This is a genomic window from Liquorilactobacillus aquaticus DSM 21051 (genome assembly GCF_001436755.1).
GTDB classification, from domain to species: domain Bacteria; phylum Bacillota; class Bacilli; order Lactobacillales; family Lactobacillaceae; genus Liquorilactobacillus; species Liquorilactobacillus aquaticus.
Genome location: NZ_AYZD01000011.1, coordinates 70258 through 96480, shown reverse-complemented (window position 1 = coordinate 96480; position 26223 = coordinate 70258). Strand labels below are relative to the sequence as shown.

The window sequence follows — 26223 nt, the reverse complement described above, 5'->3', positions numbered from 1 at the left end:
ATGAGCAAGATAAAAAAGCCACCAGGGAGACTAATTGAAAAGTTTCTCAGTGGCTTTTTGAATTATATTATAAATTTTTACAGCAGTTCCCAAGAAGCTGATCCAATAGTTGGAAAGAGGTGAATTAAACGTTCAATCTGTTCAGGTTTTAGTTTTAGTTCGATGGCTGGAAGCAGGCTGTTGATAACATCTTCGGCATGTTCACTAACCTCTGTCGCACCAATGAGATGATGTGATTTATCGAAGACAAGAGCATTTTCACCAAATGTTTCACGTGTAACTTGTCGATACCAGTTATCCAAAACATTGTTTTTGACAACTGTATAATCATCATTTTCTGCAGCTTTCTCAACTGGAAGACCAACGCGCGCAATACGTGGAGATGTGAAAACAACGGAAGGAATCGCAGGGTAGCTGATGGCACTACTTGTTTCACCAGCAAAAAGATGCATTAGATACGTTGATTCGAAGATAGCTGTTGGTGTCAATTTAGGCTGTGATTTTTTAAGGACATCTCCACTTGCATAAATATTGGGGACAGTTGTTTGGAGATGGTCATTAACGATAATGCCATCTTTGTCATATTTAACACCAATGTCTTTAAGCCCAAGATCTTCGACATTGGGAATACGTCCGGTTGCATCGAGAACCCAGTTGACACTGACAGTCCTGTCGTTGGCATAATGAACGATTGTCTCGGCTTCTTTTTTTTCGAAATATGCTACATTAGCACTGCGAACAAAATGGACACCGCGTTTTTCTAAATCTGCGATGATATGTTCAACAAATGGTTGATGAAATTTGCGCAGTGCTTTCTGTCCGTGCATCAAAACGATAACCTCTGAACCGAAAGCATTGGCAATAGTGGCAAACTCTAAACTAATATAACCAGCGCCAATGATCGCGATTTTAGCAGGCAATTCTTTTAAATCCATGAACTCGGAACTGTCGTGCGCAAGTTCACTCCCCGGAATATTTAAGCGATGCGGTCGCAGACCGGTTGCGATGACTATCTTAGCGGCCGTTGCGGTCTGCCCGCCAACACTAACTGTATGCCGATCGAGCAGTTTACCGCGACCGTGGAGAACAGTAACGCCATTGTCTTTTAACAGCCCTGCAATAAAAGCAGGGAGGCCACTAATAACATCATGCTTGTGCTTAACTGTTTCAGACCAATTCAGAGTAATTGGACTAGTGACAATGCCCTGCAGATCTTCAACTTGTCTCTGCAAAGGAACTGGTGCGTCTAATGTAATTTTCGCATTGCAACCGCGATTAGGGCAGGTGCCGCCAATCAAGCCGCTTTCAACGACGGCAACCTTAAGGCCTTTACCAGCCAGAGGGATAGCACCATCAAAGGTACCATGACCGCTTCCAAGATATAGGACATCATAATCATACTTGTTTTCCAATATAACCAGCCTCCTATTGTTTTTTCTCTCTATTCAACAGTAGCGCAGGGAGGCTGTTCAAACAAAGTAAATGCTCACTACATTGAAAAAAGTATCGGCAGATGATACCTAATCGGCTGCAGGAAATTCTTTTCTGATTTGTTTGTCTTGGAGAAAGTCTAATGCGAATTGCTTATAAAATTCAATTGCGTTCAAATAATCGTTTATTTCAACATATTCATTACTTTGGTGTGAAGTGTTTGAACCGGGACCAAGTTCAATACTGTTGAAATTGCCTTTTGCCTGTAAGAATTCAGAACTATCATTTGCACCGGAACTTCCGGTTATTTTAGCTTCAGATCCGAGAACATTTTGATGGGTTCTCTGTGCAATTTTGATAATCCTTGAATCAGGTTTACCAGGAATGGCTTCTTCAGGGAAACTATAAGTAATTGCTAATTTAAACCCCTGTTGTTGATTTAATTCAGCAATGATTGCTTCCAATTCATCATAAAAACACTGGTTAGGATAAGCTGGAATGGTGCGGATGTTTCCCATCAACTCTGCATATGACGGGATACTGTTAACCTGCTCGCCACCTTTTATTTTAGTGATGCTGTGAGTCACACCACCAAGAACGGGATCGGTTTTACTGAATTTGAGCAATCTTTCTATTGCAAGATGATAAAAAACAATCAGATTGTCGATAGCGTTGATTCCATCTTGAGGTTCAGCACTATGTGCAGTTTTGCCGTATGATTTTACCTTATAGTCAATTACACCGCGCGCGGTATAGACAATATTCTGCATGTGCGATGTTGGCTCGGCAACAAGCAAGCCTGCAAGATTATCGGCAAATCCCTTAGTTGTCAGTTGAGCTGCACCATATTCACCGGTTTCTTCTCCAACCGTTGCTAGAAGACGAATTTTACCGGGAAGCTCTGTTTTTTGTTCTAAGAGTTCAAGTAGGGCAACCACGAGCGCGGCCAAACCGCTTTTCATATCAGTGGCACCCCGACCATAAACCTTATTATCAGCAATAGTTGCTGAAAAGGGATCATATTTCCAATCTTCAAGATTTCCAGGTGCAACAACATCCATGTGTCCTGTTAGTCCTAGCATTGGTCCCTGATTTTTACCGATCGTTATCACAAGATTATCTCTGTTTGGAGCGTAAGTAAATTTTTGAATATTAGTTTCAGGAAATCTAGAGAAGAGTGAACTTATATAATCAGCGACTTCACTTTCATTGTCATTAACGGACTTAATTTGAATAATTTTTTGGAGGATCTCAATTTTTTTCTGGTTCTTCATCATTTGCACCTCATCTTTAAAAGTATCAATTCTCACTCATTCTGCAATTATACACTTTTTGTGAATTTTTTCATCTTTAAATGATTAAAAAACCATATTCTGAATATTAGTCTTTAAAATCAGAGAAATTAAGTAGTGTTTGTTATACTCAATGCAGGCGTGAATAGTGAAGGAGTAATGGAAGTGAAAAAAGATATTTATGTAGTAGGTGCCGCATTACTTAGAAATAATCGTATTCTAGCGGCAAAGAGGAACCCCGATCGAATGCTGGGAGGAATGTGGGAATTTCCTGGAGGAAAAATTCAAGGAAATGAAACACCGCAAGCAGCGCTTAAAAGAGAACTTGCGGAAGAGTTCTCTGATAAAATCATTACTGGTCCGCAAGCTGCAATGGAAGTGCATCACGAATATACTTTTGGAACAGTTAACTTAAAAGTTTATTATGCTAAATTGCTGACGCAAAATTTTAACCTGATTGCGCATAGTCAAATTTGCTGGGTTCAATCCTCAGAGTTAAAAAAATTGGATTGGGCACCAGCAAATTGGCCGATTATTGAAAAAATCGCAAAAACTGATTTGAAAAGGGTGAATTTTGATGACTGACATCATAAAGCGTGAGCTGCAAACCGCTATTTTAAATGGGTACGTTGATCAGAAGGAAAACTATGCAGCAGCTGAGTTTTCTCCACAATTGCTGAATAATAGTCAACAAGAAACGGTCTGGGAACGAATTAGATATGAGTTAAACAATTGTTCGACTTTTACTTTTGCAGTTGCCTTTATCACGGATGATATGTTGACACCATTAAAAGCTGTGCTTGCTGATCTTAATTTGCGTGGTGTCCATGGAAGGATCTTGACTTCAAATTATTTGTACTTTAATCAACCTAAGGTCTTTACTGAATTGCTGAAAATTTCGAATTTGAATGTCAGAATACTACAGCAAGCAGGTTTTCATGCTAAGGGCTATTTGTTTCAGCATGCGAAGCAGAATTATCAATCGGTGATTATCGGTAGTTCTAATCTGACAAGATCAGCTTTGCTGCGCAATTATGAATGGAATATCCGTTTTACTTCATATGCGGAAGGCGCAATCACTAAACAGATCAGTGATGAAGTTTCGTATGCGTGGACAAAGGCAGTGCCATTAACGCAGAAGTGGTTGGACGAATATAAATATCTTTTTGCAAAAAAGAGAACTGAGATTGTTAAAGAAGCGGACCAGCTCATCAACGAAGACAAAGCTGCATATCCAGAAACCTCAGAGATCATACCAAACAAAATGCAGCGACAGGCTTTGCAAAAACTCCGAGAATTGCGGGAAAGTGGCGAACATCGCGGGTTAGTCATTTCGGCGACTGGAACGGGAAAAACATATTTAGGTGCCTTTGATGTTAGGCAATTTAAACCGCGACGTTTCTTATTTATTGTTCATCGTGAACAAATACTAGAAAAAGCGCGGCTAAGTTTTCGGAAAGTACTCGGCGGACCAGCAAGCAACTTTGGTATTTTGTCAGGACAGCACACTGATAAAAATGCAAAATATCTATTTGCGACAATTCAAACGCTGTCCAAGCTGGAAAGCCTTAAACATTTCACACCTGAAGAGTTTGATTATATTCTTGTCGATGAAGCCCATCGAACTGGTTCCAAAAGTTACCGTCGAGTGTTGAACTATTTCAAACCAGAATTTTATTTGGGGATGACTGCAACACCCGAACGAACTGATGATTTTAATGTTTATCAATTATTCGACTATAATATTGCTTATGAAATCAGACTACAAGACGCATTAAATGAGCAGATGCTGACACCGTTTCATTATGTAGGACTGCGAGATTATGAATATCAGGGAAAGTTAATCGATGAAAAGTCACCACTGCGTCACCTAGCTTCAAAAGAACGTGTTGCTTATGTACTGGAACAGTTAGAGTATTATGGATGTTCAGGCGATAAAGTCCACGGATTGCTTTTTTGTAGTCGTCAAAAAGAAGCGTACGAACTTGCAAAATTGATGACGGAAAAAGGTCACCCAGCGGTCGCACTTACAGATGAAACAATTCAAACACGCGAAAAAACGATTGAAATGCTTGAGAATGGCGTAATTGAGTATATTGTGACGGTTAATATATTTAACGAAGGGATTGATATTCCTTGTCTTAATCAGATTGTAATGCTGCGCAACACACAATCAAGCATTGTGTTTATCCAGCAGCTTGGCCGTGGTTTGCGCAAATTTCCGCATAAGGAATATGTGACGATTCTAGACTTTATCGGAAACTATAAGAACAATTACTTGATACCAATGGCTTTGACGGGAGACCGATCACGAAATAAGGATAATGCACGAAGTGAAGTCAGTTTGCAGCCGACTATTGGGATTTCTACGATCAACTTCACTGAAATTGCACGGCAGCAGATCTATGCCTCAATTCAAGCGACCAAGCTGGATTCACTGATGGAGATGCGGAAAGATTATCAGGAATTGAAACGCAAAATTGGAAGAATTCCGCTCCTTATTGACTTTGAAAAATACGGTTCTATTGATCCAATAGTGTTTGCAAATAATAATCTCTTGCCCAATTATTATCATTTCCTTTTGAAAATGAAAGAGAGCATCAAATTAACATCTTACCAAGACAAAGTTTTGTACTTTTTGACAAAAGAATTATTGAACGGGATGAGAAGGCATGAACTGCTGCTGTTACGAGAATTAATGCAAAAAAGAATAATAACAGAAACACAATTTGTTGATGTATTGTATAAAAAAGGTTGTTACGTGAATAGTGCTGTTTTAAAGTCAGTGGATGCAATTTTAAGTCTTGAATTTTTTCATGTCAAAGCAGGAAAAAACTTCAAGTCAGATCGATACGGAGGACAACCGCTGGTTTATCATGAAGAAGGAAACTATTATTTGAACCAGGACATTTTGACAATGCTCAATAAAAATGTTTTTTTTAAGTTCTTATTCAAGGACATCGTGAAAACAGGTCTTTTAAAGGCTAGATCTTTTGACCCTGCAGTTCCTTTTACACTTTACCAAAAATATACGCGTAAAGATGTTTGTCGCCTCTTGAATTGGAAAAAAGATGTAAGTGCACCAATGTATGGTTATCGTGTAGGCAAAAATGATTGCCCTATTTTTATAACCTATACAAAAGATAAGAATGTAAAACACAAGGGTGAGAACTATGAGAATGCATTTTTGAGTACATCTATCATTCGTTGGTTTACACGCAGCCCGCGTCATCTTTATTCAGATGAAGTTCGGAAACTATTGCAGACTGATGGAGAAGGAAATCCGATCGTTAAAATTCATTTATTCGTCAAGAAAAGTGATGCTGAAGGTAAAGACTTCTTCTATTTGGGTGAGAGTGAAATAATCAGAGATTCAGCATCTGAAAAAATGATTTTAGGGAAAAACGGACATAAGAAAGCAATTGTTGCACTGGACCTTCGTTTGAAAGATCCTGTACAACATCGCTATTATAAGCTGCTGACGGATACTGATAGTGAAATAAACGGTTGACTAATGATATCTAAATGATATCATTAATATATCGTATGAAGCGATTCTAACTTGCAAGGAAGTGATCTTCATGGAGAAAACCGCAACGTTTTTACTACGGTTGCCTCAAGAGTTGAAAAAAAAGCTTGAAATACGTGCGAAAGAACAGAACAGAAGCGTTAACAGCATGATTCAGACAATGATTGAAGATGAATTAGGGCTAACTGATAAACCGGTGACTTCACTTGAGCATCGGCAGTTTATTGGGCAGGTTATTTCTAGTAAACAGATTGATCAGAGTAATGGTTTAGTGCAGGTTAACGGAATTTTTTATCGTTACTTGATCGAAAGTAATTTGGATTTCAATTCGGATAAGAGTTATATCGTGATTGAAGCCAATGGTAATATATTAACGCTAAGGCCGGTTGAACTTTAAGCATGTCTGGCGCAACAGGGGGAATTTTATATTGTTTGGAATTAAAATTGTGCAACAGAATTGTCAGGGATTAGTAGAGACTTTAGGAAAATATCGCAAAAATGTCGAAGCAGGATTGCACTTCTATATTCCTTTTATTCAACGTATTCGCTCGGTCAACTTAGCAATGAGGCCTTTACAGCTATCGCAGTATTCGGTAATTACTAAAGATAATGCGGATATTAAAGCGAGTGTGACACTTAATTATCATGTTACTGATGCACAAAAATATACGTATGAGAACACTGATTCTGTCGAATCAATGGCTCAATTGGTCCGCGGGCATTTACGTGATATTATCGGACGCTTGGATTTAACTGATGCACTCGGTTCAACATCGAAAATAAATGCAGATCTAGCTGCTGCGATTGGAGATCTGACGAATGTTTATGGAATCAATGTTGACCGTGTTAATATTGACGAGCTGACACCTTCTGCTGCAATTCAAGAGGCGATGGACAAACAACTGACTGCTGATCGTGAACGAATCGCGACGATTGCCAAGGCACAGGGACAAGCACAGAATATCAAGTTGACTACAGATGCTCAAAATAGAGCACTTATTGAAACAGCTCAGGCTCAAGCACAAGCAACCAAAACACGAGCGGATGCTGAGAGCTATCGGATTAATAAGATCCAAGATAGTTTGAAAGATGTTAATGGCAATTACTTTAAAGATCAAAGTATTCATGCCTTTGAAGGCTTGGCAAATTCCAATACTAATTTGGTTGTCTTATCAAAAGATGAAATGACAACTTTAGGTCAGGTACCAGTTATCAAAAAAATGCTGGATCAGGAAAGCAATTAAATAATTTAAAGTAAAAACGTCCTTTCGATATAATAGTTTTCGACTACCAACCAAAACTAAAATCGAAAAGGAGTTTTTTTTCTTGTCTAAAAATTCTAGTAGATTAGCATACACCAGGTGAAATTTTAAGTTCATTTGCAAGATCAAAATGGTGGTTAATGCTACAATAAAAAAGATTATGTTTACTGAGGAGAGGGTTACATTGGTAAAGTCGGACTATAAGGAAATTAATAAAGAAATATGTAATGATCCGCAAAACGCGGCATATACCCGGTGCGGTATCAAACCGCTTTATTCTGCAAGCCCCAAAGCCAAAATTTTAATTATCGGACAGGCACCCGGAAAAAAAGCGCAAGATACACACATTATTTGGAACGATGCAAGCGGGATAAGATTACGGCAATGGCTCGGGGTTTCAGATGAGACTTTTTATCAGTCGGGGAAGATCGCTGTGCTTCCAATGGATTTTTATTTTCCTGGGAAAGGAAAAGCAGGAGATCTTCCTCCCAGAAGGGGTTTTGCCGCTAAATGGCACTCTTGTTTATTAAAAACGATGCCTGATATCCAAATGACAGTGTTGGTTGGAAGTTACGCAGTCAAGTATTATTTAAATTTGAAGAGTTCTGCCAAATTAACTGATGTCGTTCGCGAGTATCAGCGCTATCTGCCAGAATATTTTCCAATAATACATCCTTCACCACGCAACCAAATATGGATGTCTAAAAATCCATGGTTTAATGCGCAAGTGATACCGGCATTAAAAACGAAAACAAAAAACCTGTTAAAAATTTGAATAATTAAAAACATGTTAGCAGATTTTATGGTTAATTATTGAAAAAGCCTGTCGCATACCCTAAAATTTCCATCAGAAGTTCTAATAGAACGTCAAAAAATTGAGCAGTAATTTTTGAATGGTTATTTTACCATATGTACGTAGTTGATATGAGTTTGGAGGCAGTGTTATGACATTTATTTATTCAATAATTTTATTGGTCACGGCTGTGATATTGGCGAATTTTATTGCACAAAAATTTACTGCTGTTCCGCAATCTATTTGGCAAATAATTTTAGGCTTGCTGTGCGCGATGACACCATCATTATCCAATTATATAGTCAACTTAGACCCAGAATGGTTTATGATGCTGGTCATAGCCCCGTTGCTATTTTTTGAGGGACAGCAGACACAGAAACAAACGATCTCGCAAAATATAAAAAACATCTTGCGCCTTTCAATCATGCTGGCATTGATAACAATGATCATCATAGGTTGGGGGATTCATCATTTCTTAAATTGGCCATTTGCAATCGCACTTGCATTGGCAGCAATTGTGACACCGACAGATGCGACTGCCTTAAACTCGGTTAATAATGGTCTGATAATGCCCACGAAGGTTGAACGTTCATTAAACCTTGAATCAATGTTTAACGATGCGACTGGTATCGTTGCTTTAGAATTGGCGATCGTTTGGATCAATACAGGGCATCTCTCAGTCAGTGAGGTTTTGCGAAAATTTGGTTTTGTTGCTTTGGGAGGAATTATTTTTGGTTTGGCGGCAGGCTTTTTCGTTATTCAATTACGTAAATATTTACTACGGAAACAATTCGATGATATGACGGCCCAAGTTCTGTTGCAACTCTTAACGCCGTTAATAATCTATGTTGCAGCAGAAAAAATAGGCGTTTCAGGTATTATTGCGGCTGTGATTGCAGGAATTATCCATCATGAAGAACGGAACCGGACACTGTTGGTTTCTGCTCAAATGAATAATTTGATTACACAGTTATGGAAAGTTATTACACAATTATTAAATGGTGTGGTTTTTGTTATTTTGGGATTGAGTCTAGTGCCGATTCTGAAAAATGTTTTTGGTCTTCGTCTTGAAAAAAGTGTTGGAATTATCACAATTGCCTTTCTCATTTATGCTGGTATGCTGTTACTGAGATATTTTTATGCACTTTATGATGCAAAGCGAATAAATAAAAAAATACCCAAAGACGTTTTTAAGGATGCACTTGTTTTTTCATTAGGAGGAGTTCATGGCACAGTAACTCTTGCGATGGCTTTTTCATTGCCACTTTATTTAGCCAATCATCAGATTTTTAAAGTTAGAGAAAGCATTTTAACAATCTCAGCATTAGTTATTTTATTCAGCTTGATTGTTCCATTGATACTGCTACCTAGAATCTTACCTAAAGAGCAAGAAACGTTCGATATCAATGAATTAGATCAAGCATATAAGGAAATTGTGAATGCAGCGCTGGCTTATATCAATACCTTAGAAATTTCAGATGAGCGACGGCAAAAATTGACACACCGCATTCAAACGCAGCTGGTATATAAATATAATCGAGATCCTCAAACGTGGAATAAAGTGGTTAAGGAATTGGATGATGTCCGCAATCGCGCGGTTGAAAACGCAATTGAAGATGATTTGTTATCAGCGGATGCAATCAAGCTCTGGCATAGAATGAACGAGGGTAGAAAATACAAGCAGCAGACCGTGAGAGGACTTAAAAATAGAATAAGATGTTGGCATATGTTGTATCGCTCTTGGGAAAGAATGCTCAATCTCTTTTTAACAGATAAACAGAAAGTACAGTATCGAGTAAGAAAGTACCGACGTCGAATTGGGAAACTTGAACGAAAAAAGCTGAAGGCAACAAATAAAGAGGAGCGTACATATATCCAAGGTAAGATTACAAAACTTGAACGAAAAATATCATTCGTACAGATTTACAGAGATGATGAGCAGCGACATCGTTGGACAGAAGCTCTGCAAGAGATTGATGATGTGACGGCGGATGATGTTGCTTTGTTTGTTGAAAAAGTTGATGAACAAAATTCGGATAAAGGAATAGTTATTGCTTTACGTGAAAAAATCAATAATGAAAAGTTGAATGTGCGCACACAGCTTGATGTTGAGGCACAGCAAAATGTAGATTTAATGAGTATCTTGCAATTTGAACTCGGATTTATAAAAGATCGGCATATAGAAGGCAAGTACAGTGGAAATTTAACTAAGATTTTGTATGACGATATTATCGCGGCTCAAAGCATTATTTTAGAAGTCGGAATATAAGTTACGAAATTTGCTAATGCTTATTGAGATATAAATGTAAAAGTGCAAAACATGGTTAAGAATTAGCAATAGTTTGCTTTTTAGTCAAGAGCAATGTAAAATTTAACATAATTAAGAATTGAGGGTTGAGGATGGGAACTTTTAATGCAGAAACAGTACACAGTTGTTGTTGTCGTATTTCGTGCACAGGCATTTGGAATACGTCTATTTTGGAGTATTGCTGTTTCTGCATTGGCAGTTGAGCTGCTCATCTTCTAAAAATAGCAATTCTATGCTTGGAGGCACGAATCTCACTGAGGTTGGTGCCTTTTTTGTATTTTCGACGAAGAAAACGAAATTAAGATATTCGATTTAATGGCTAAAAACAGCTTGTAAAAAGGAGAAACGCGATGAAAAAGCAGGAAAGAGTAAAAATTGGAATCCTTAATTTGATGCATAACAAAGAAGAATCGCAGAAACAATTTGCCAAAGTACTGACCAATAAAAATATGCCAGTTGATTTAACTTTTTATTATCCGGTAACACACTACGAAAAACGGTCAGTTCCAGAGAGACTTCAACAGATTGCCAGTCCGCTTGACTTAGAAGAAGTAAAACAGCAAGATGCGTTTATTATTTCAGGAGCACCGATTGAAAAACTGGATTTCAGAGAAATTCGTTACATGCCTGAAATAGAAAAACTGCTCGATACTTTGGAAAAAAGTCTAATTGAGCAGTTATATGTTTGCTGGGGAGCTATGGCTGCGCTTAATTATTTCTATGGGATACAAAAAAATATGATGCCGACTAAGGTTTTTGGTATTTATCCAAATGTCATTCACTCAGAAAGTGCCCTTTTGCAAAATTTTCATGACGGTTTTTTAGCCCCCCATGCTCGTTATGCTGAAATGGACCACCAGCAGATTGCTGAACAGGAGGCCCTCACTATTTTGGCTTCAGATATGAAGGACCGTTTGACTTTGGTAGAAGCGGCAGAAGAATCTCAGACATTTCTATTTTCACACTTGGAGTATGATAAAGAAGCGCTTTTGAAAGAATATCAGCGTGAAATAGCGGCCTATCCGGAGAATGAAGAGAGTTTGGTCAAACCAGAACATTATTTTAAATATCCAGAAAAGATGGAAGAACCTATTTTCAGCTGGGAAGATACACAAAGAAGATTTTATGATAACTGGCTCAAAAAAGTTTTTATTTCTAGGAACAAAAGTATTGTGGCTTATGAACGTTGAATTGCGAGAAACCGAGATATCTTTAGTTAAAAACACTTGACAATTTTTTTAATTAAGTTAAAATACGATTATAATAATTATATGAACGATAAACATATTGAAGAGTAGAGTACATGTTGGATTCTCTAAGAGAGCTTCTGGTTGGTGCGAAGAAGTGTGATGAAGATTTGGAATATGGACTTGGAATGGTAGCGGTGATGTTTAGCCGCTGACGGAGTTGCGTCCGTTAATGATGCAAAGTTATACTGCTTTATTTTAGGAGTGAAGTACAGCAGTGTATCTTATCGAGGTAGTCTGGCGTGAGCTGGCTGCGAACGAAGGTGGCATCACGGAGAGCATCCGTCCTTTTTTAGAGGACGGATGTTTTTTTGTTTGAAAACCAAAAAGACTTCTTCTTTAGTTTATCGTATTCATATTTAATTAAAAAAACGTATAGGGGAGAAAATTAAATGAAAAAATCATTAAAATACATTATCGGGATACTGATTTTATTAGTTATTATTGTTGCAGGTTACTTTAGTTTTGGCGGTGGAAAGAAAGCCGAAGCTGAGACGGTCACCATCGGAATTATGTCAGGTTCTAAACAAGATGATCAAGTTTGGAAGGCCGTTTCCAAAACAGCTAAAGACAAATACAATCTTAATTTGAAATTTAAAAAATTTACTGACTATTCACAGCCTAACAAGGCATTGACGAGCGGCAATGTTGATCTTAATTCGTTTCAGCACTATGCTTTCTTAGATGCATGGAATAAGGCAAATAAAACGAGTATTGAAGCAATCGGTAAGACCATTATCATACCGATTCGTCTGTACTCTAACAAAGTAAAAAGTGTCAAAGACATCGAAAATGGGGCAACGATTGCTATCCCAAATGATGCAACCAATGAGTCACGTGCCTTGTATGTTTTGAAGAATGCAGGACTCATCACATTGAAGCCTAATACCAAGCTGGCAACAGTTAAATCGATTGCTAAAAACCCTAAGAATCTTCAAATTAAGGAGCTTGATGCAAGTCAGACTGCGCGTTCACTATCAGATGTTACAGCGGCTGTTATCAATGGTAACTATGCCCAGACTGCCGGAATCAGTTATAAGTCTGCGATCTATGTAGAACCGGTCAACAAAGACTCCGAGCAATGGATAAACATTATTGCGGCAAATAAAAAGGACAAAAATAAAAAAGCTTATAAAGAAGTTGTAAAAGCTTATCAGACAGAGGCAACTAAAAAGGCTATTAAGGATGCATACGGGACTGCCGAGGTACCAGCATGGGATATTAAGTTGAAGTAGGCGCTTCCCTGTTGAGCAGACACAGCAATTTATGAAAGTCATGAGGTGCAGCAGTATGACAGAAAAAATTATTGAACTGGATAATATTAGTGTTACTTTCAAACAGAAAAACCAAACGATTGAAGCTGTAAAAAATGTTTCTTTGGATATCAATAGAGGAGATATTTATGGAATTGTCGGATATTCAGGAGCTGGGAAATCAACTCTTGTAAGAGTTATTAACTTGCTGCAAAAACCAACTTCTGGAAAAGCCAAAATTAATGGCGATCTTTTTTATGAAAACACGGATGGACATGAAAAAGTAATTGAAACTAACAAGTTGAGGAAGAAGCGGCGTAAAATAGGAATGATCTTTCAGCATTTTAATCTTCTTAATGAACAAACGGTTGTTCAAAATGTTGAGTTTGCACTTAAGCACAGCTCGTTGAAGGAGAAGGAAATAGCATCTAAAGCCTTAGATCTGTTGAAGTTGGTAGGCTTAGAGGACCGTGCAAATGCTTATCCTTCACAGTTGTCGGGCGGACAGCAGCAGCGTGTTGCTATTGCACGAGCATTGGCAAATGATCCGGAAATATTGATTTCGGATGAAGGCACTTCAGCTTTAGATCCTAAGAATACAATCCAGATTCTCGATTTATTGAAACGACTGAACAATGAATTAGGCTTAACAGTTGTTTTGATTACGCACGAAATGGAAGCTGTCAAGCGGATTGCAGATCGCGTAGCGGTCATGGAAAACGGTGAAATTATTGAAACCGGAAATCTGTTAGATATTTTTACGAATGCTAAGCACAAATTGACGAGAGAATTTGTTGGGACAGAGAGCGCCTCTTCCAAAGCATTAGCAACTTTGAAGGCTGCTAAGCTGGTACAGCTTGATGATGATCAAGAATGCATTCAATTGACTTATATCGGTTCATCGGTTAGCGAATCCTTGATAGTTAAGCTGTATAAAGATTTTGATGTTATTGCCAACATCATCTATGGGAATATCGAAATTCTTCAGGGGACACCTGTTGGTGCGCTTTTTGTAATTGTTAAAGGAAGCGTGGAGAATCGTAAAAAAGCTATTAAATTTTTGAAAGAACAAGACATTATTGTAACTAAAGTGGAAGAAGGTGAAGTATTCAATGGCTGAATTATTTGCTAAGTATTTTCCAAATGTTGTGTATCAAGGTTGGAACGGTGATGGTGGGTGGCTTCCAGCGATTGGACAAACGCTTTATATGACATTTTGGTCTGCTATTTTTGGTGGAATTTTAGGTCTCGTATTTGGAATAGGCCTTGTTTTAACAGATTCAGATGGTATTCTGCCTAACCGAGGAACTTTTAGTTTCTTCGATAAAGTCGTTTCCTTTTTCAGAGCTATTCCGTTTATTATTTTACTGGCGTTTATTGCACCGGTTACACAGAAAATCGTTGGGACACAAATCGGAACAACAGCTGCGCTTGTCCCACTTTCGTTAGGTGTTTTCCCATTTTATGCGCGCCAGGTGCAAGTGGCACTGGCTAGTGTTGATCATGGCATTATTGAAGCCGCGCAATCTTTAGGGGCTACTTTCAGTGATATTGTTTTTGATGTTTACCTGCGTGAAGCACGTTCGGAATTGATCAGGGTAACAACTGTTACGTTGATCAGCTTGATTGGCCTAACAGCAATGGCTGGAGCCATTGGTGCCGGTGGTTTAGGTAATATGGCAATTGCTTATGGCTACAACCGTTTTGCAAACGACACCACATTTGTTGCTACTTTGCTGGTATTGATTTTTGTGTTGCTTGTGCAGTTGATCGGAGACTTTTTGGCGAGAGTCTTAAATCACAAAAACATTTGATTCAGTAACTGCTGCTGTTATCTTTTTAGAGAGATGCGATGACTTATGAAAAAAAAAGAAAAAATTAAAATACTAACAGACTTGATTAAGATTCAGTCTGTAAATGGTAATGAGCTTGAAATTTCTGAATACATTGCGGCGTTGTTTAAGGAAAAAAACATCGCAGTTAGACTAGATCGCTTTGACAATACGCGAGCTAACCTGATCGCTGAGATCGGCACGGTGGGGAGCAGGGGCACTTTATGTTTCACTGGACATCAAGATACTGTTGCAGTTGCAGAAAAGAACGAGTGGAAGTATGCCCCCTTTTCAGCCCAGGTTATAGATGGAAAAATTTTTGGACGTGGTGCCGCAGATATGAAAAGTGGACTTGCTGCACAGATAATTGCACTGATTGAATTAACTGAAGAACAGCATGCCCTCAATGGAATCGTACGTTTTGTGGCAACTGCAGGCGAAGAGTACGGGGCGCAAGGAGCGTATCGATTGTGTTCCCAGGACGTAGCGAGTGATATTACTGCAATGATTGTGGGTGAACCGACAAGCGGACAAATCATCTATGCTCATTCAGGAAGTTTAAACTATCAAATTAAGTGTTATGGCAGATCTGCACATAGTTCCCGACCAGCGCAAGGCGTCAATGCGATCAATGGCCTAGTGCAGTACATCAATGCGGAAGAAACACTGTTTGATGATGCTCCGTCAGATCCTTTTTTAGGACGTGTTCAACACAGTGTTACAGTAATTAAAGGTGGTCAACAGGTTAATAGCATTCCAAGTTATGCGGAACTCTATGGGAATATCCGTCCTACGAAAAAATACAATAATGATCAGGTAATTGAGCGAATACAGAATAAAATTAAAGAAATAAATCATGAAAGTCTGTTCAACTTGGAACTCTCAATTGTGCATAATTTTTATCCGGTTGGAACACCACCTGATAATAGTTTTGTAAAAGCGGCACTAAAAATTGCAGCCGGGCAGTATCAAGATCGTAAGATTAATTTAGAGACAATTAATGGTGCCACAGATGCGAGTGTGTTTATTCAAAGTAATCCGACAATGCCTGTTATTGTCTTAGGCCCTGATGCATGGAAGGTTGCACATCAAGCAAATGAGTATACAACAGTTGACAGTTATTTGAAAACAATCGAGATTTACAAGAAAATTGCGTTAAAATTTTTTGAATAGGTATCCGCAAGCTCGCAGGTAATGTTTTTGAAGTGGCAAGCGTGTGTGAGAGATAGTTTGGATTGAGAGGGAACAGCTAATGAAATTTGACGAATCAGAAATGCTAAAGAAACTGCCAGCGCAGTTTTTTGCAGCATTGGTGGCAAAAGTAAATAAAAAAATTGACGCAGGAAATGATGTAATTAACCTAGGACAGGGAAATCCGGATCAACCGACGTTTGACTATATTGTTGCGGCACTTAAAAAGGCAGCGGAGAATCCAAGGACACATAAATATTCTCCATTCAGGGGCTTGGCTGAATTAAAGCAGGCTGCTGCTGATTTTTACAAACAGGAATATGGTGTTGAAGTCGATCCTGAAAAGGAAATCGCGATTTTAGGTGGATCAAAGATCGGCTTGGTAGAACTTCCTTGGGCTTTGATGAATTCAGGTGAAAGTCTGATATTACCAGACCCTGGTTATCCAGATTATCTGTCAGGTGTTGCTTTAGGAAAAGTAAAATATGATACGATTCCTTTACGTAGAGAAAATGGCTTTTTGCCGGATTACAATCAAATTCCTGCGGAAGTTGCACAAAGAGCTAAGTTCATTTATTTAAACTATCCGAACAATCCAACTGGTGCTGTTGCAACGGAGGAGTTCTACCAGCAAACTGTTGCGTTTGCCAAGAAGTACGATATTGGAGTTGTGAGTGATTTTGCATATGGTGCATTAGGTTTTGATAATTATAAAAATCCAAGTTTCTTGCAAGCCGAGGATGCTAAAGATGTTGGAATTGAAATCTATACATTTTCTAAAACATTTAACATGGCCGGTTGGCGGTTGGCTTTTGCCATCGGAAATCCAGATATTATTGAAGCCCTGAATCTGATTCAAGACCATTTATTTGTCAGTGTTTTCCCAGCAATTCAAGAAGCGGGGCTTGAGGCCTTGCGGTCTGAGAAAAGGGAAGAAGAAATTAATGGTTTGGTAGCTCGTTATCAGCAGCGGCGAGATGCATTTATCTCTGAGGCGGATAAAATTGGCTGGCATGCATTCGTTCCTGGGGGAACCTTTTATACATGGATGCCGGTGCCTGATGGATACACAAGTGAAAGCTTTGCAGATCTTCTCCTGAATAAAGCTAATGTGGCTGTCGCTCCTGGGAAGGGTTTCGGAGAAATGGGAGACGGGTATGTTCGAATTGGACTGCTCGTTTCTCCTGAAAGATTGATTGAAGCTGTACAAAGGATTGGCAAGCTGCATTTATTCAAAAAGGAGTAGCAGCAAAAGAAAGATGTCGAGTTTAACAACATATACTGACTAGTTAAAAACTACTTAAATTACGCGGTTTTTTTGAAAATAATCTTCAACTAAACAACAAAAAACTAAAAAGTAGTAATAAAAGCGATCTCATATATAATATAGATGGAGAGCGCTTTTTTCGTTTTTTTGAAGGGAGGTTGAGTTCATGCATGATCAGCAGTTGTGGAAACAATTTATTTCTGGGGACGAGTTTGTTGTAAATGCACTGGATACAAAGATAGCCGAATCGTGGAAACTTTGTTCGCGTGCTGAGATCGATCCGTATCTTGTTAGACCACAAAAGATCCTTTCGGCTTCGGAACTCGCCAGCAAGCAGCAACGGTATAAAAATCTGATTGAAGTTACCAAAAAGCAAATTAGATTAATTGAGAATGATTTGGTTTTAAAACAACCAGTATTTATCTTAACGGATGAAACAGGTAGTATCTTGTGGCGTGGTGGTAACATTCAGGCGAAAGAACATGCAAATGAGTTTTATTTCAGAGAAGGAACGAAGTGGACCGAACTCAACGTTGGAACTAATGCAATTGGGATCGCATTACGGACTAAAAAAGACGAGTATGTTTCTTTGAATCAGCATTATGCTTACGCATCAAGGCAATGGAGCTGTTCGGCCTCACCTATTTTTGATGAGGAGGGCAAACTTTTGGGTATTCTAGATGTTTCTACTTTGCATAATGAATCTGCTAAGGATGCATTTTTAATGCTGACGCTGCTGACACAGCGTATTTCGAATGTTTTGATGAAAGAAGAACTTGAACGTCGGAAGGAATTGCTGCAGTATAGTGCGCTTCATCAGCAAAATGATCTTCTATGTGATACGCATTTCAAATTGGTCAGCGTCCCTGAGAAATACTTAGAATATTTCGATGTAGGTAAAGATATTCATATGTATATGGATAGTAAGACAATATACAAAAGTGAAAAAATATATTTTAAAGATGATGTGATAGGGTATAAAATTCACATTTTTTCCGATGTGTCTCCTCAAAAAAAATACTATTATCCTGGTGTTCCAACTGCAAATAAGGAGTATCAACAATTTTTGCAACAGGTTTTGCATTTAGCCGGCAGCAACTTGCCAATCCATCTTTTCGGGGAATCAGGTACAGGAAAAGAAGTTATTGCTCAAACGATTCATTACAATAGCAAAGTCAAGAAGGGACCACTTGTGGCCATCAATTGCGGTGCTATAAATCAAAACTTGCTTGAGAGTGAACTCTTTGGTTATGCTCCTGGAGCATTTACTGGGTCTAATGCCAAAGGGCAAAAAGGAAAAATTGAACAAGCAGAGGGTGGAACCTTATTCTTAGATGAGATTGAAAGTATGTCAGCACAGATGCAGACAGCACTGTTGCGGGTAGTCGAAGAAAAGAAGATTATGCCGCTCAATGGTGTACCAAAAAAAGTTTCTTTTCGGTTAGTAACGGCTAGTAACCAGGACTTACGTAAATTGGTTCTTCAAAAAAAATTTCGTGAAGATCTTTTTTATCGGCTCTATGTTTGCCCTATTCAGATCCCTCCCTTGCGTAAAAGGAAAGAAGATATAAAACAGTTAATCGCTGCATTTTGCAAATCTAGAAGGTGGCGAATTGATTGGCAAGAAGAAGTTTATAGTATAAGTTGTGCTTATTCCTGGTACGGTAATATTCGCGAATTTAATAACTTTTTAGAACGCTTGCATCTTTTCTATGAGTTTCAAAAGCCGACAAGAGAGCAGCTTAAAAAGTTGATAGAGAATGGTGCATTACTTAAGAAAAACAATGAAACCCCACTAATTAGTTCTGAACGTGTACGAGAATGTGCAAAGGAGCGAGAACAACCGGGGGAAGCAGATGCTTTGCGGCGCAAATTGGAGGAAAATCATTATCATATTAGTAAAACAGCACATGATTTGAATGTATCTAGGACGACTCTTTATCGAAAAATGAAAAAGTACGGTTTGAAATAGAGGACGAATTGTTCAGTATTTTTAATGAAACAAAATGTTTCATGTGTAACATTTTGCTATGTCTTTTAAAGAAACCGTAAATTTAAAAATACGTCAAGTTAAAGGAGTATTGTTAGCGAATTGAATTAATATTTAGAGAGTTAGATTATGAATTATTATAAAGCGAACTATGATTTGATAAATCAAACCATAGTTCGCTTTTTTAGAGTATTGAAGATGATTACAAGAAAAAAGTTTGAGAAAACATATGATGATTTAATAAAAGTATCTCTTGATCGAAGAGTTATTTTAAATTATAAAAAAGTTCAATGTAATTGGACTTCAACTAACAACTAGCAAAAGTGTTGGCATGAAATTTGCTTTTATCTTTAAGTGAGCGGAACAAGAAAATGATAAGGACTTTCGTGAGGAGGGATGTAAACTATGACAAGTTATGATATCGCAGTTGTTGGCGCGGGCCCAGGAGGCTATATTGCTGCAATTCATGCGGCACAGATGGGTAAAAAAGTCGCGGTGATTGAAAAGAAAGACATTGGTGGTGTGTGCCTGAATGCTGGGTGCATACCGTCAAAGAGTTATTTAAAACATAGCCATTGGATATTAGCTGCCCAAGAAGCTCAAAGATTAGGAATTGAAATGGAAATTAAGAAAGTTGATTTCCCAAAATTAGTGCAGCGGAAGGATCGTGTTGTAGCAACACTTCAAGGAGGCATTAAACACTTATTTAAGGCGAATCACATCACGTATATTGAGGGTGAGGCTTCTTTTACAAATGAACATCAGTTAAGTGTCGACGGCAACCAAATAGCTGCGAAGGATATCCTCCTAGCAGCGGGAGGCCATCCATTTGTTCCACCAATTGAAGGTATAGATAAGATCGAGTATTTAACAACAGACACATTTTTTCAAATGACGGAACTGCCTCAAAAACTGGTTGTTATCGGAGGTGGAATCATTGCAGTTGAACTGGCTTTTGCAATGCAACCTTTAGGTGTCGAAGTAACCTTACTCGAAGTTGCACCAGATATTTTGTTGACTGAAGACGAGGACGCACGTTTGATAATTAAAAGAAAATTGCAAAGCATGGGCATCACGGTCAAGGCTGGTGTAAAGATCAAGCGAGTCTCTTCTCAGAAAGTGCAAACTGATGATGGAATGTATACGTTTGATCAGCTGCTAGTTGCCACCGGCCGCAGAGCTAATCTGGAGTTAGCAGCACAGGCGGAAATGGCTCTAGATGAAAGTAAACGTTTCATCAAGGTCGATCGGCACTATCAGACAAGCGTTCCGCATATTTATGCGATCGGTGATGCAATTAGCGGATACCAACTAGCCCACACTGCAAGTGCAGAGGGTATTCGGGTAGTAGATATAATTTCCGGACAGCAGAGGCCGCCAGTAGCACAGCGCTACATTCCACGATGTTTGTATACTGATCCGGAAGTTGCAAGTTTTGGACTGAGTGAAGGTCAAGCAAAAGACAAAGGCTTCGATGTAGTTGTTAAAAGTGCTCCATACAGCGGCAATGGAAAGGCAATTGCTGGTGAGGAAACAAATGGGTTTGTAAAAATTATAAGTGAAAAAAAATATCATGAAATATTGGGCGCTGTTATTGTGGGAAGTAATGCCACCGAAATGATTCATACTATTCTAGCTGTTTGTGAGGCGGAAGGGACGGTCGATGAGTTAGACAAGATCATTTTTGCACATCCAACATTGTCAGAATTAACAGGCGAGGTTGCTGCTTCGTTATTTGGCAAAGCAATTCATAATTAAATGATGTCAAGATATTTTAAAAGTCAATGGATGTTTTAACGGTATTTATAATTCATATTTTAACAATACAAGGAGGTAATAGATATGGACAAGTTAACGAGAGAACGAGCAGAATGGATCTATAAAAAAATGAACGACATTCGTAATTTTGAAGACGAGGTGCATCAAATTTTTTCAGCGGGTTCAATACCAGGTTTTGTCCATTTATATGCTGGCGAAGAGGCAATCGCAACTGGTGTCTGTGCGCACCTAACAGATAATGACTACATTACCAGTACTCACCGTGGACATGGGCACTGTATTGCTAAGGGCTGTGATTTAGATAAAATGATGGCTGAAATATATGGTAAAGAAACTGGGCTTTGCAAAGGTAAAGGTGGATCAATGCATATTGCGGACATCGATAAGGGAATGTTAGGAGCTAACGGAATGGTTGGTGGTGGTTTCCCGATTGCAATTGGGGCTGCTCTGCGTAACAAGTATCTAAAAACAGATGATGTTGCAGTTTGTTTCTTTGGTGATGGAGCTGCTAACGAAGGAACATTCCACGAAAGCATCAATATGGCATCAATTTGGAAACTGCCGGTTGTTTTCGTAAATGAAAATAATTCATTTGGTGAAGCTACTCCGCAAAAATATGCTTCTGGCTCTGAACACATTGCCGATCGCGCATCAGCATACGGAATTCCAGGCGAAACTGTTGATGGAAAAGATCTTATGGCTGTCTATGAAGCAGCGGGTAAAGCAATTGATCGTGCTCGAAAAGGCGAGGGCCCATCTATTATAGAATGTGTTACTTATCGGAATTATGGCCATTTTGAAGGTGATGAACAGAAATATAAAGCCAAGGAAGGTACGGAAAAAGAGTTGGCTGAGCGCGATTGCCTAAAAGAGTTTCGTAAATATGCAATTTCTAAAAAATTGCTAAGTGCTAAGAAAGCAGACGGGATCGAAGAAAACTCAGTTAAAGATATTGAACACGCCATTAAGTTTGCTGAAGAAAGTCCGATTCCAAAGCCAGAGTCTCTGTATGAAGATGTTTTTGTTGATTGATTTAGAAGAAAGGAGAATGCAAAATGGCAAGACGAATAACATTTATGAAAGCGATCAATGAAGGCTTAGATATGGCAATGGAGAAGGATGAACGTGTCATTCTTTTAGGTGAAGATATTGCTGGTGGAGCCGGAGTAGAACATTTAGAGAAAGAAAATGAAGACGCCTGGGGTGGAGTGTTTGGTGTGACTAAAGGACTGATGCCTAAATATGGTCGGGAACGGGTTATTGATACTCCAATTTCCGAAATGGGCTATATGGGAGCCTCGGTAGGTGCGGCCGCTACAGGTTTGCGGCCCGTCCCAGAATTGATGTTTAATGATTTTATCGGATTTTGTTTAGATACAGTTTTAGCTCAAGGCTCTAAGATGCGCTATATGTTCGGGGGCAAAGCAAAGATTCCCATGACAATTCGGACTTGTCATGGAGCAGGTGCCAGCGCTGCGGCACAACATTCCGGTTCTTATTATGGAATTTTAGCATCAATCCCAGGAATTAAAGTTGTAGTCCCTTCTAATCCATATGATGCTAAGGGGCTTTTGATATCAGCAATTGAAGATGACAATGTCGTTGTTTTTTCAGAGGATAAAACACTTTATGGAATAAAGGATGAAGTCCCAGAAGAATATTATAAAGTTGAAATCGGTAAGGCAAAAATAAAACGAGAGGGCAAGGATCTTACGATCGTCACTATTGGTAAGATGCTTTACGTTGCGTTGGAAGTCGCTGATCAATTGGCTAAAGATGGTATTGAGGTTGAAGTTATTGATCTGATTACGGTTGCTCCATGGGATCAGGAAACTGTAATCAATTCCGTCAAGAAAACAGGACGTTTAATAGTAATCGATGAAGCAAATCCACATAACAATACAGCAACGGATATTGCCTCAGTTGTGGGTGATCAGGCATTTGATTACCTAGACGGTCCAATCAAAAAAGTGTGTGCGCCAAATACACCCGTTCCATTTGCAACCAATCTTGAACAACTATATCTGCCTAGTGCTGAACGGGTGCTTGAAACTGCTGCAGAATTGATTGAAGACTTGAAAAAGTAAAGGGGGTGTAAGCATGGCAACGGAAATTATAATGCCAAAACTTGGTTTGACCATGACGGAAGGAACGGTTTATAAATGGACCAAAAATGAAGGAGACAAAGTCAAGAAAGGTGATATTGTCGCCACAATCAGTTCTGAAAAGCTGACTGGCGATGTTGATGCTCCTGCCGATGGAACACTGATTAAAATAGTCGTTCCTGAGGGTGAGGATGCGAAATGCAAAGATCCGATTGGATATATTGGTGAGGCAGGAGAAACAGCTGGTGGAAATGAGACTGCCCAAGAGCAAGAGGCTCAAGTACAGAAACAAGATGTACCTGAGCCTGAAAAAGGATCAGCAGAAGCGGCAGAGGCGGTCGATACTGTGCCTGAAAAGTCACATTCCGAAAACGGGATGAATCGAATCTTTATTACACCTCTAGCACGTAAAATAGCTGAAGAAAAAGGACTTGATTATCGTCAGATTCATGGGACCGGCGGCAATGGCAGGATCACCAGACGGGATGTTGAAAATTATGTTCCAACCAAAGAGCAGCCTGCAGCTTCCGTAACGGCTTCAGCAGGAGCTGGGCTAACTGGTATGCGTCAGATCATTGCGCAGAGGATGATGAGCAGTCTGCAGAATACGGCTCAGGTTACTTTGCAGCGTAAAGCTGATGTTACAAGTTTGATGGAATTTAGACAGGATATGAAAAAGAAAATCAGCCAGCCGTTAGTCGATGGGCAACTAAGCATTACAACTTTGCTAGCTAAAGCTGTGATTTTGGCACTGAAAGATACACCAGCGATGAACGCATGGTACCATGACGGTGAGTACGAGCAGGTTGAGAGTATCAATATTGGTATGGCAGTTGCATTAGATGACGGGCTAGTGGTTCCGGTTGTTAAAGGAGCGGGTTCAATGACGTTGACAGAATTAGGCCAATCGTTGAACAGCATAATAACAGACGCGCGCGAAGGTATACTTGATAGTAGCGCTTATAGCGGCGGGACCTTTACGATTAGCAATTTAGGGCGAAGCGGAGTCGAGTATTTTACCCCGGTCATTAATCAACCTGAAATTGGAATTTTAGGTGTTGGCACATTAGTAAATGAACTTGCTTTAGGCGAGAGCGGAGAGATTAAAAAATTATCTAAGCTACCATTAAGTTTAACCTTTGATCATCAAATCATTGACGGTGCTCCGGCTGCCGACTTTTTGGCTAAAATTGTTTCTTACCTTGAGGATCCTTATACATTAATGCTGTAGTGTAGAAAAATAAAAAAATCATCTTGAGAACGTATGTTGCAGGTGTTTTCAAGGTGTTTTTTTCGTGTCTTGATTTCAAAAGGTACTCTTGTGCAAAATTGGTTTAGTCAGTTTGTCTGTTTAAATAGTTTAAAATCTGTGTGACAATTTTTTCAGGACTTGAGCCATCTGTTTTGATAGTTAAATCAGCACATGCTTGGTATTTTGGTTGTCGTTTTTCTTTTAGAGAAGTTAGGCCGTCTCTGTCCAAAGAATTCACAAGTGGTCTTTCAATATCACCACTGACACGTTCTAGAATCGTGTCTGCAGCAGCCTCCAGTAAAATAACTGGAATTTCAGCTTTTTTCAAGGCTGTTAGGTTTTCGGATTGAGTTGGGGTTCCGCCACCGGTCGAAAGGATACCTTCTTGCGATATTGCATTCAGTAGAACTTCATGCTCAAGTTGACGAAAATAGTTTTCACCATGCTGGCTGAATATGTCAGTAATCGCAATTCCTGCTGCAGCTGTGATCTGATCATCAAGATCAACATGTGGCAAGTTAAGTTTTTCTGCTAAAAGTTTTCCGATAGTTGTTTTTCCACTGCCCATAAAACCGATTAAAATAGCTTTCATTCTCTTCAGCTCCTTCGTAGGATAATGTAGTGATTTCGGGTTAATATATTTTCAGCCTGAATGCGGTCTCTTTCACGCATAAAAGTAAGTTGCAAGACACCATCAATATCTTCTCTAATCTCCAAAATATGAATATTCACAAGATTGATTCGATTGAGCGCAAGTAATTGTGTAATGTTGGCAATTGAGCCAATTTGATCAGCGATATTTATAAAAAGGTCAAAAAAATCGGGCAATTGGCCAACCTTTTCAGGTCCAAGCTGGTCACGACTATTTTTAGCGGATTCAAAGAACGAAAAAATCTGATCATGATCGTCGCTTTCAATCGCAAGCTTAATGCTCTCTAATTCGTCGACATACTGTTTGATCTGTTCGACAATAATTTGAGAATTGGATTGCAGAATCGCACTCCACATCATTGGGTCAGAAGAGGCGATCCTTGTTATTGACTTGAAACCGCCAGCGGCCATCCGCATCCCTAGAGGTGAATCTGCAAAAAAATTTTGGGTCTGATTAACAAGCGCGGACGCAATGATATGCGGCAAATGACTGATTTGACCCACTAATTGATCATGTTCTTCAGCGGAAATCAAAAGCCATTTTACTTTTGTGCTCTGCAACAACTGTTGAAGCTGCAAATATGCTAAGTCATGAGTTTCAGTATTTACAAGAAAGTAAAAAGCATTTTCAAAAAGATCAGCTCGACCTGCTGTTACGCCAGTTTTGTGTGAACCAGCCATTGGGTGTCCTCCAATAAAGGTTATGCCCTTTTTTTGCAAGGGAATAGCAGCTTTTAGAACTTCTTGTTTGGTACTGCCGACATCGGTGATAATCACTTTTTCTTTTAATGAAAGTTCAGCGAGTTGTTGCAGATCTTTAATAATCGTGGAGACTGGAGTAGCTAAGATGATAAAGTCTGCAATTGCCGCTTCATTCAGGTCAGTAGCGGCTTGATCGATCAATTTGTGTTCTAGCGCATATGCACAGGCTTTTTCGTCTGCATCGACGCCAACTATTTTGAAGGTTGGATGCTGCATACGAATTGCTCTGATTAGGGAACTTCCAATTAAACCTAGCCCTTTGATGAAGACAATTTTCAT

At 39.0% G+C, this 26223-nt stretch carries 21 protein-coding genes and 1 other annotated feature; of the genes, 17 read left to right on the top strand and 4 right to left on the bottom strand.

The genetic code is table 11. From position 1 onward, the window contains the following. Positions 1–77: 77 nt before the first annotated feature. Complete coding sequence (locus tag FC19_RS02245) at positions 78–1412, bottom strand: dihydrolipoyl dehydrogenase family protein (RefSeq protein WP_057875373.1); 1335 nt, start codon at positions 1410–1412, stop codon at positions 78–80. A gap of 108 nt (positions 1413–1520) precedes the next feature. After that, the gene (locus FC19_RS02240; RefSeq protein ID WP_057875372.1) at positions 1521–2705 is read right to left on the bottom strand and encodes an ArgE/DapE family deacylase; all 1185 of its coding nucleotides are present in this window, start codon (positions 2703–2705) and stop codon (positions 1521–1523) included. A 183-nt stretch (positions 2706–2888) separates the two neighbouring features. Here FC19_RS02240 and FC19_RS02235 point away from each other — a divergent pair, with 183 nt between their 5' ends. The 17 genes from FC19_RS02235 (at position 2889) to FC19_RS02150 (ending at position 24510) form a co-directional block, all read left to right on the top strand. Beyond that, positions 2889–3308 (top strand): (deoxy)nucleoside triphosphate pyrophosphohydrolase, encoded by a 420-nt coding sequence (locus FC19_RS02235; RefSeq protein ID WP_083488295.1) that lies wholly within the window; start codon positions 2889–2891, stop codon positions 3306–3308. After that, the gene (locus FC19_RS02230; protein WP_057875370.1) at positions 3301–6234 is read left to right on the top strand and encodes a DUF3427 domain-containing protein; all 2934 of its coding nucleotides are present in this window, start codon (positions 3301–3303) and stop codon (positions 6232–6234) included. Before FC19_RS02235 ends, FC19_RS02230 begins: the two co-directional genes overlap by 8 nt. 70 nt (positions 6235–6304) lie before the next feature. Then, on the top strand, positions 6305–6649 hold the full coding sequence (locus FC19_RS02225; protein ID WP_057875369.1) for an Arc family DNA-binding protein: 345 nt from the start codon (positions 6305–6307) through the stop codon (positions 6647–6649). 31 nt (positions 6650–6680) lie between these two features. Then, positions 6681–7496 (top strand): SPFH domain-containing protein, encoded by an 816-nt coding sequence (locus tag FC19_RS02220; protein WP_057875368.1) that lies wholly within the window; start codon positions 6681–6683, stop codon positions 7494–7496. 202 nt (positions 7497–7698) lie between these two features. Beyond that, entirely contained in the window at positions 7699–8289 is a 591-nt protein-coding gene (locus FC19_RS02215) for a uracil-DNA glycosylase family protein (RefSeq protein ID WP_235809301.1), read from the top strand. Positions 8290–8458: 169 nt separating this feature from the next. Beyond that, a complete protein-coding gene (locus tag FC19_RS02210) occupies positions 8459–10576 on the top strand; it encodes a cation:proton antiporter (protein WP_057875367.1) in 2118 nt (705 codons plus the stop codon). 389 nt (positions 10577–10965) lie between these two features. Continuing rightward, positions 10966–11805, top strand: coding sequence for a homoserine O-acetyltransferase/O-succinyltransferase family protein (locus FC19_RS02205; RefSeq protein WP_057875366.1), 840 nt, complete (start codon positions 10966–10968; stop codon positions 11803–11805). 88 nt (positions 11806–11893) lie between these two features. After that, positions 11894–12155: a binding site (T-box leader), on the top strand. Positions 12156–12254: 99 nt separating this feature from the next. Beyond that, a complete protein-coding gene (locus FC19_RS02200) occupies positions 12255–13097 on the top strand; it encodes a MetQ/NlpA family ABC transporter substrate-binding protein (protein ID WP_057875365.1) in 843 nt (280 codons plus the stop codon). A 55-nt stretch (positions 13098–13152) separates the two neighbouring features. After that, positions 13153–14235 carry a methionine ABC transporter ATP-binding protein gene (locus FC19_RS02195; RefSeq protein ID WP_057875364.1) on the top strand — a complete coding sequence of 361 codons (1083 nt, stop codon included), beginning with the start codon at positions 13153–13155 and terminating at the stop codon, positions 14233–14235. Beyond that, positions 14228–14929: a methionine ABC transporter permease gene (locus FC19_RS02190; protein WP_057875363.1), complete on the top strand. Its 702-nt coding sequence runs from the start codon at positions 14228–14230 to the stop codon at positions 14927–14929. Before FC19_RS02195 ends, FC19_RS02190 begins: the two co-directional genes overlap by 8 nt. 45 nt (positions 14930–14974) lie before the next feature. Further along, a complete protein-coding gene (locus FC19_RS02185) occupies positions 14975–16120 on the top strand; it encodes an ArgE/DapE family deacylase (RefSeq protein ID WP_057875362.1) in 1146 nt (381 codons plus the stop codon). 79 nt (positions 16121–16199) lie between these two features. Beyond that, the gene (locus FC19_RS02180) at positions 16200–17384 is read left to right on the top strand and encodes a pyridoxal phosphate-dependent aminotransferase (protein WP_057875361.1); all 1185 of its coding nucleotides are present in this window, start codon (positions 16200–16202) and stop codon (positions 17382–17384) included. A gap of 187 nt (positions 17385–17571) precedes the next feature. After that, on the top strand, positions 17572–19377 hold the full coding sequence (locus tag FC19_RS02175; RefSeq protein ID WP_057875360.1) for a sigma-54-dependent Fis family transcriptional regulator: 1806 nt from the start codon (positions 17572–17574) through the stop codon (positions 19375–19377). 423 nt (positions 19378–19800) lie between these two features. Next, the gene (lpdA, locus tag FC19_RS02165; RefSeq protein WP_057875358.1) at positions 19801–21153 is read left to right on the top strand and encodes a dihydrolipoyl dehydrogenase; all 1353 of its coding nucleotides are present in this window, start codon (positions 19801–19803) and stop codon (positions 21151–21153) included. 84 nt (positions 21154–21237) lie between these two features. Further along, entirely contained in the window at positions 21238–22206 is a 969-nt protein-coding gene (locus FC19_RS02160; RefSeq protein ID WP_057875357.1) for a thiamine pyrophosphate-dependent dehydrogenase E1 component subunit alpha, read from the top strand. A gap of 23 nt (positions 22207–22229) precedes the next feature. Then, positions 22230–23261, top strand: a complete 1032-nt coding sequence (locus FC19_RS02155; RefSeq protein WP_057875356.1) for an alpha-ketoacid dehydrogenase subunit beta — start codon at positions 22230–22232, stop codon at positions 23259–23261. A 13-nt stretch (positions 23262–23274) separates the two neighbouring features. Then, positions 23275–24510, top strand: coding sequence for a dihydrolipoamide acetyltransferase family protein (locus FC19_RS02150; RefSeq protein WP_057875355.1), 1236 nt, complete (start codon positions 23275–23277; stop codon positions 24508–24510). A 103-nt stretch (positions 24511–24613) separates the two neighbouring features. Here FC19_RS02150 and FC19_RS02145 read toward each other — a convergent pair whose 3' ends face one another. Further along, positions 24614–25123: a shikimate kinase gene (locus tag FC19_RS02145; protein WP_057875354.1), complete on the bottom strand. Its 510-nt coding sequence runs from the start codon at positions 25121–25123 to the stop codon at positions 24614–24616. A gap of 5 nt (positions 25124–25128) precedes the next feature. Next, positions 25129–26223 carry a prephenate dehydrogenase gene (locus FC19_RS02140; protein WP_057875353.1) on the bottom strand — a complete coding sequence of 365 codons (1095 nt, stop codon included), beginning with the start codon at positions 26221–26223 and terminating at the stop codon, positions 25129–25131.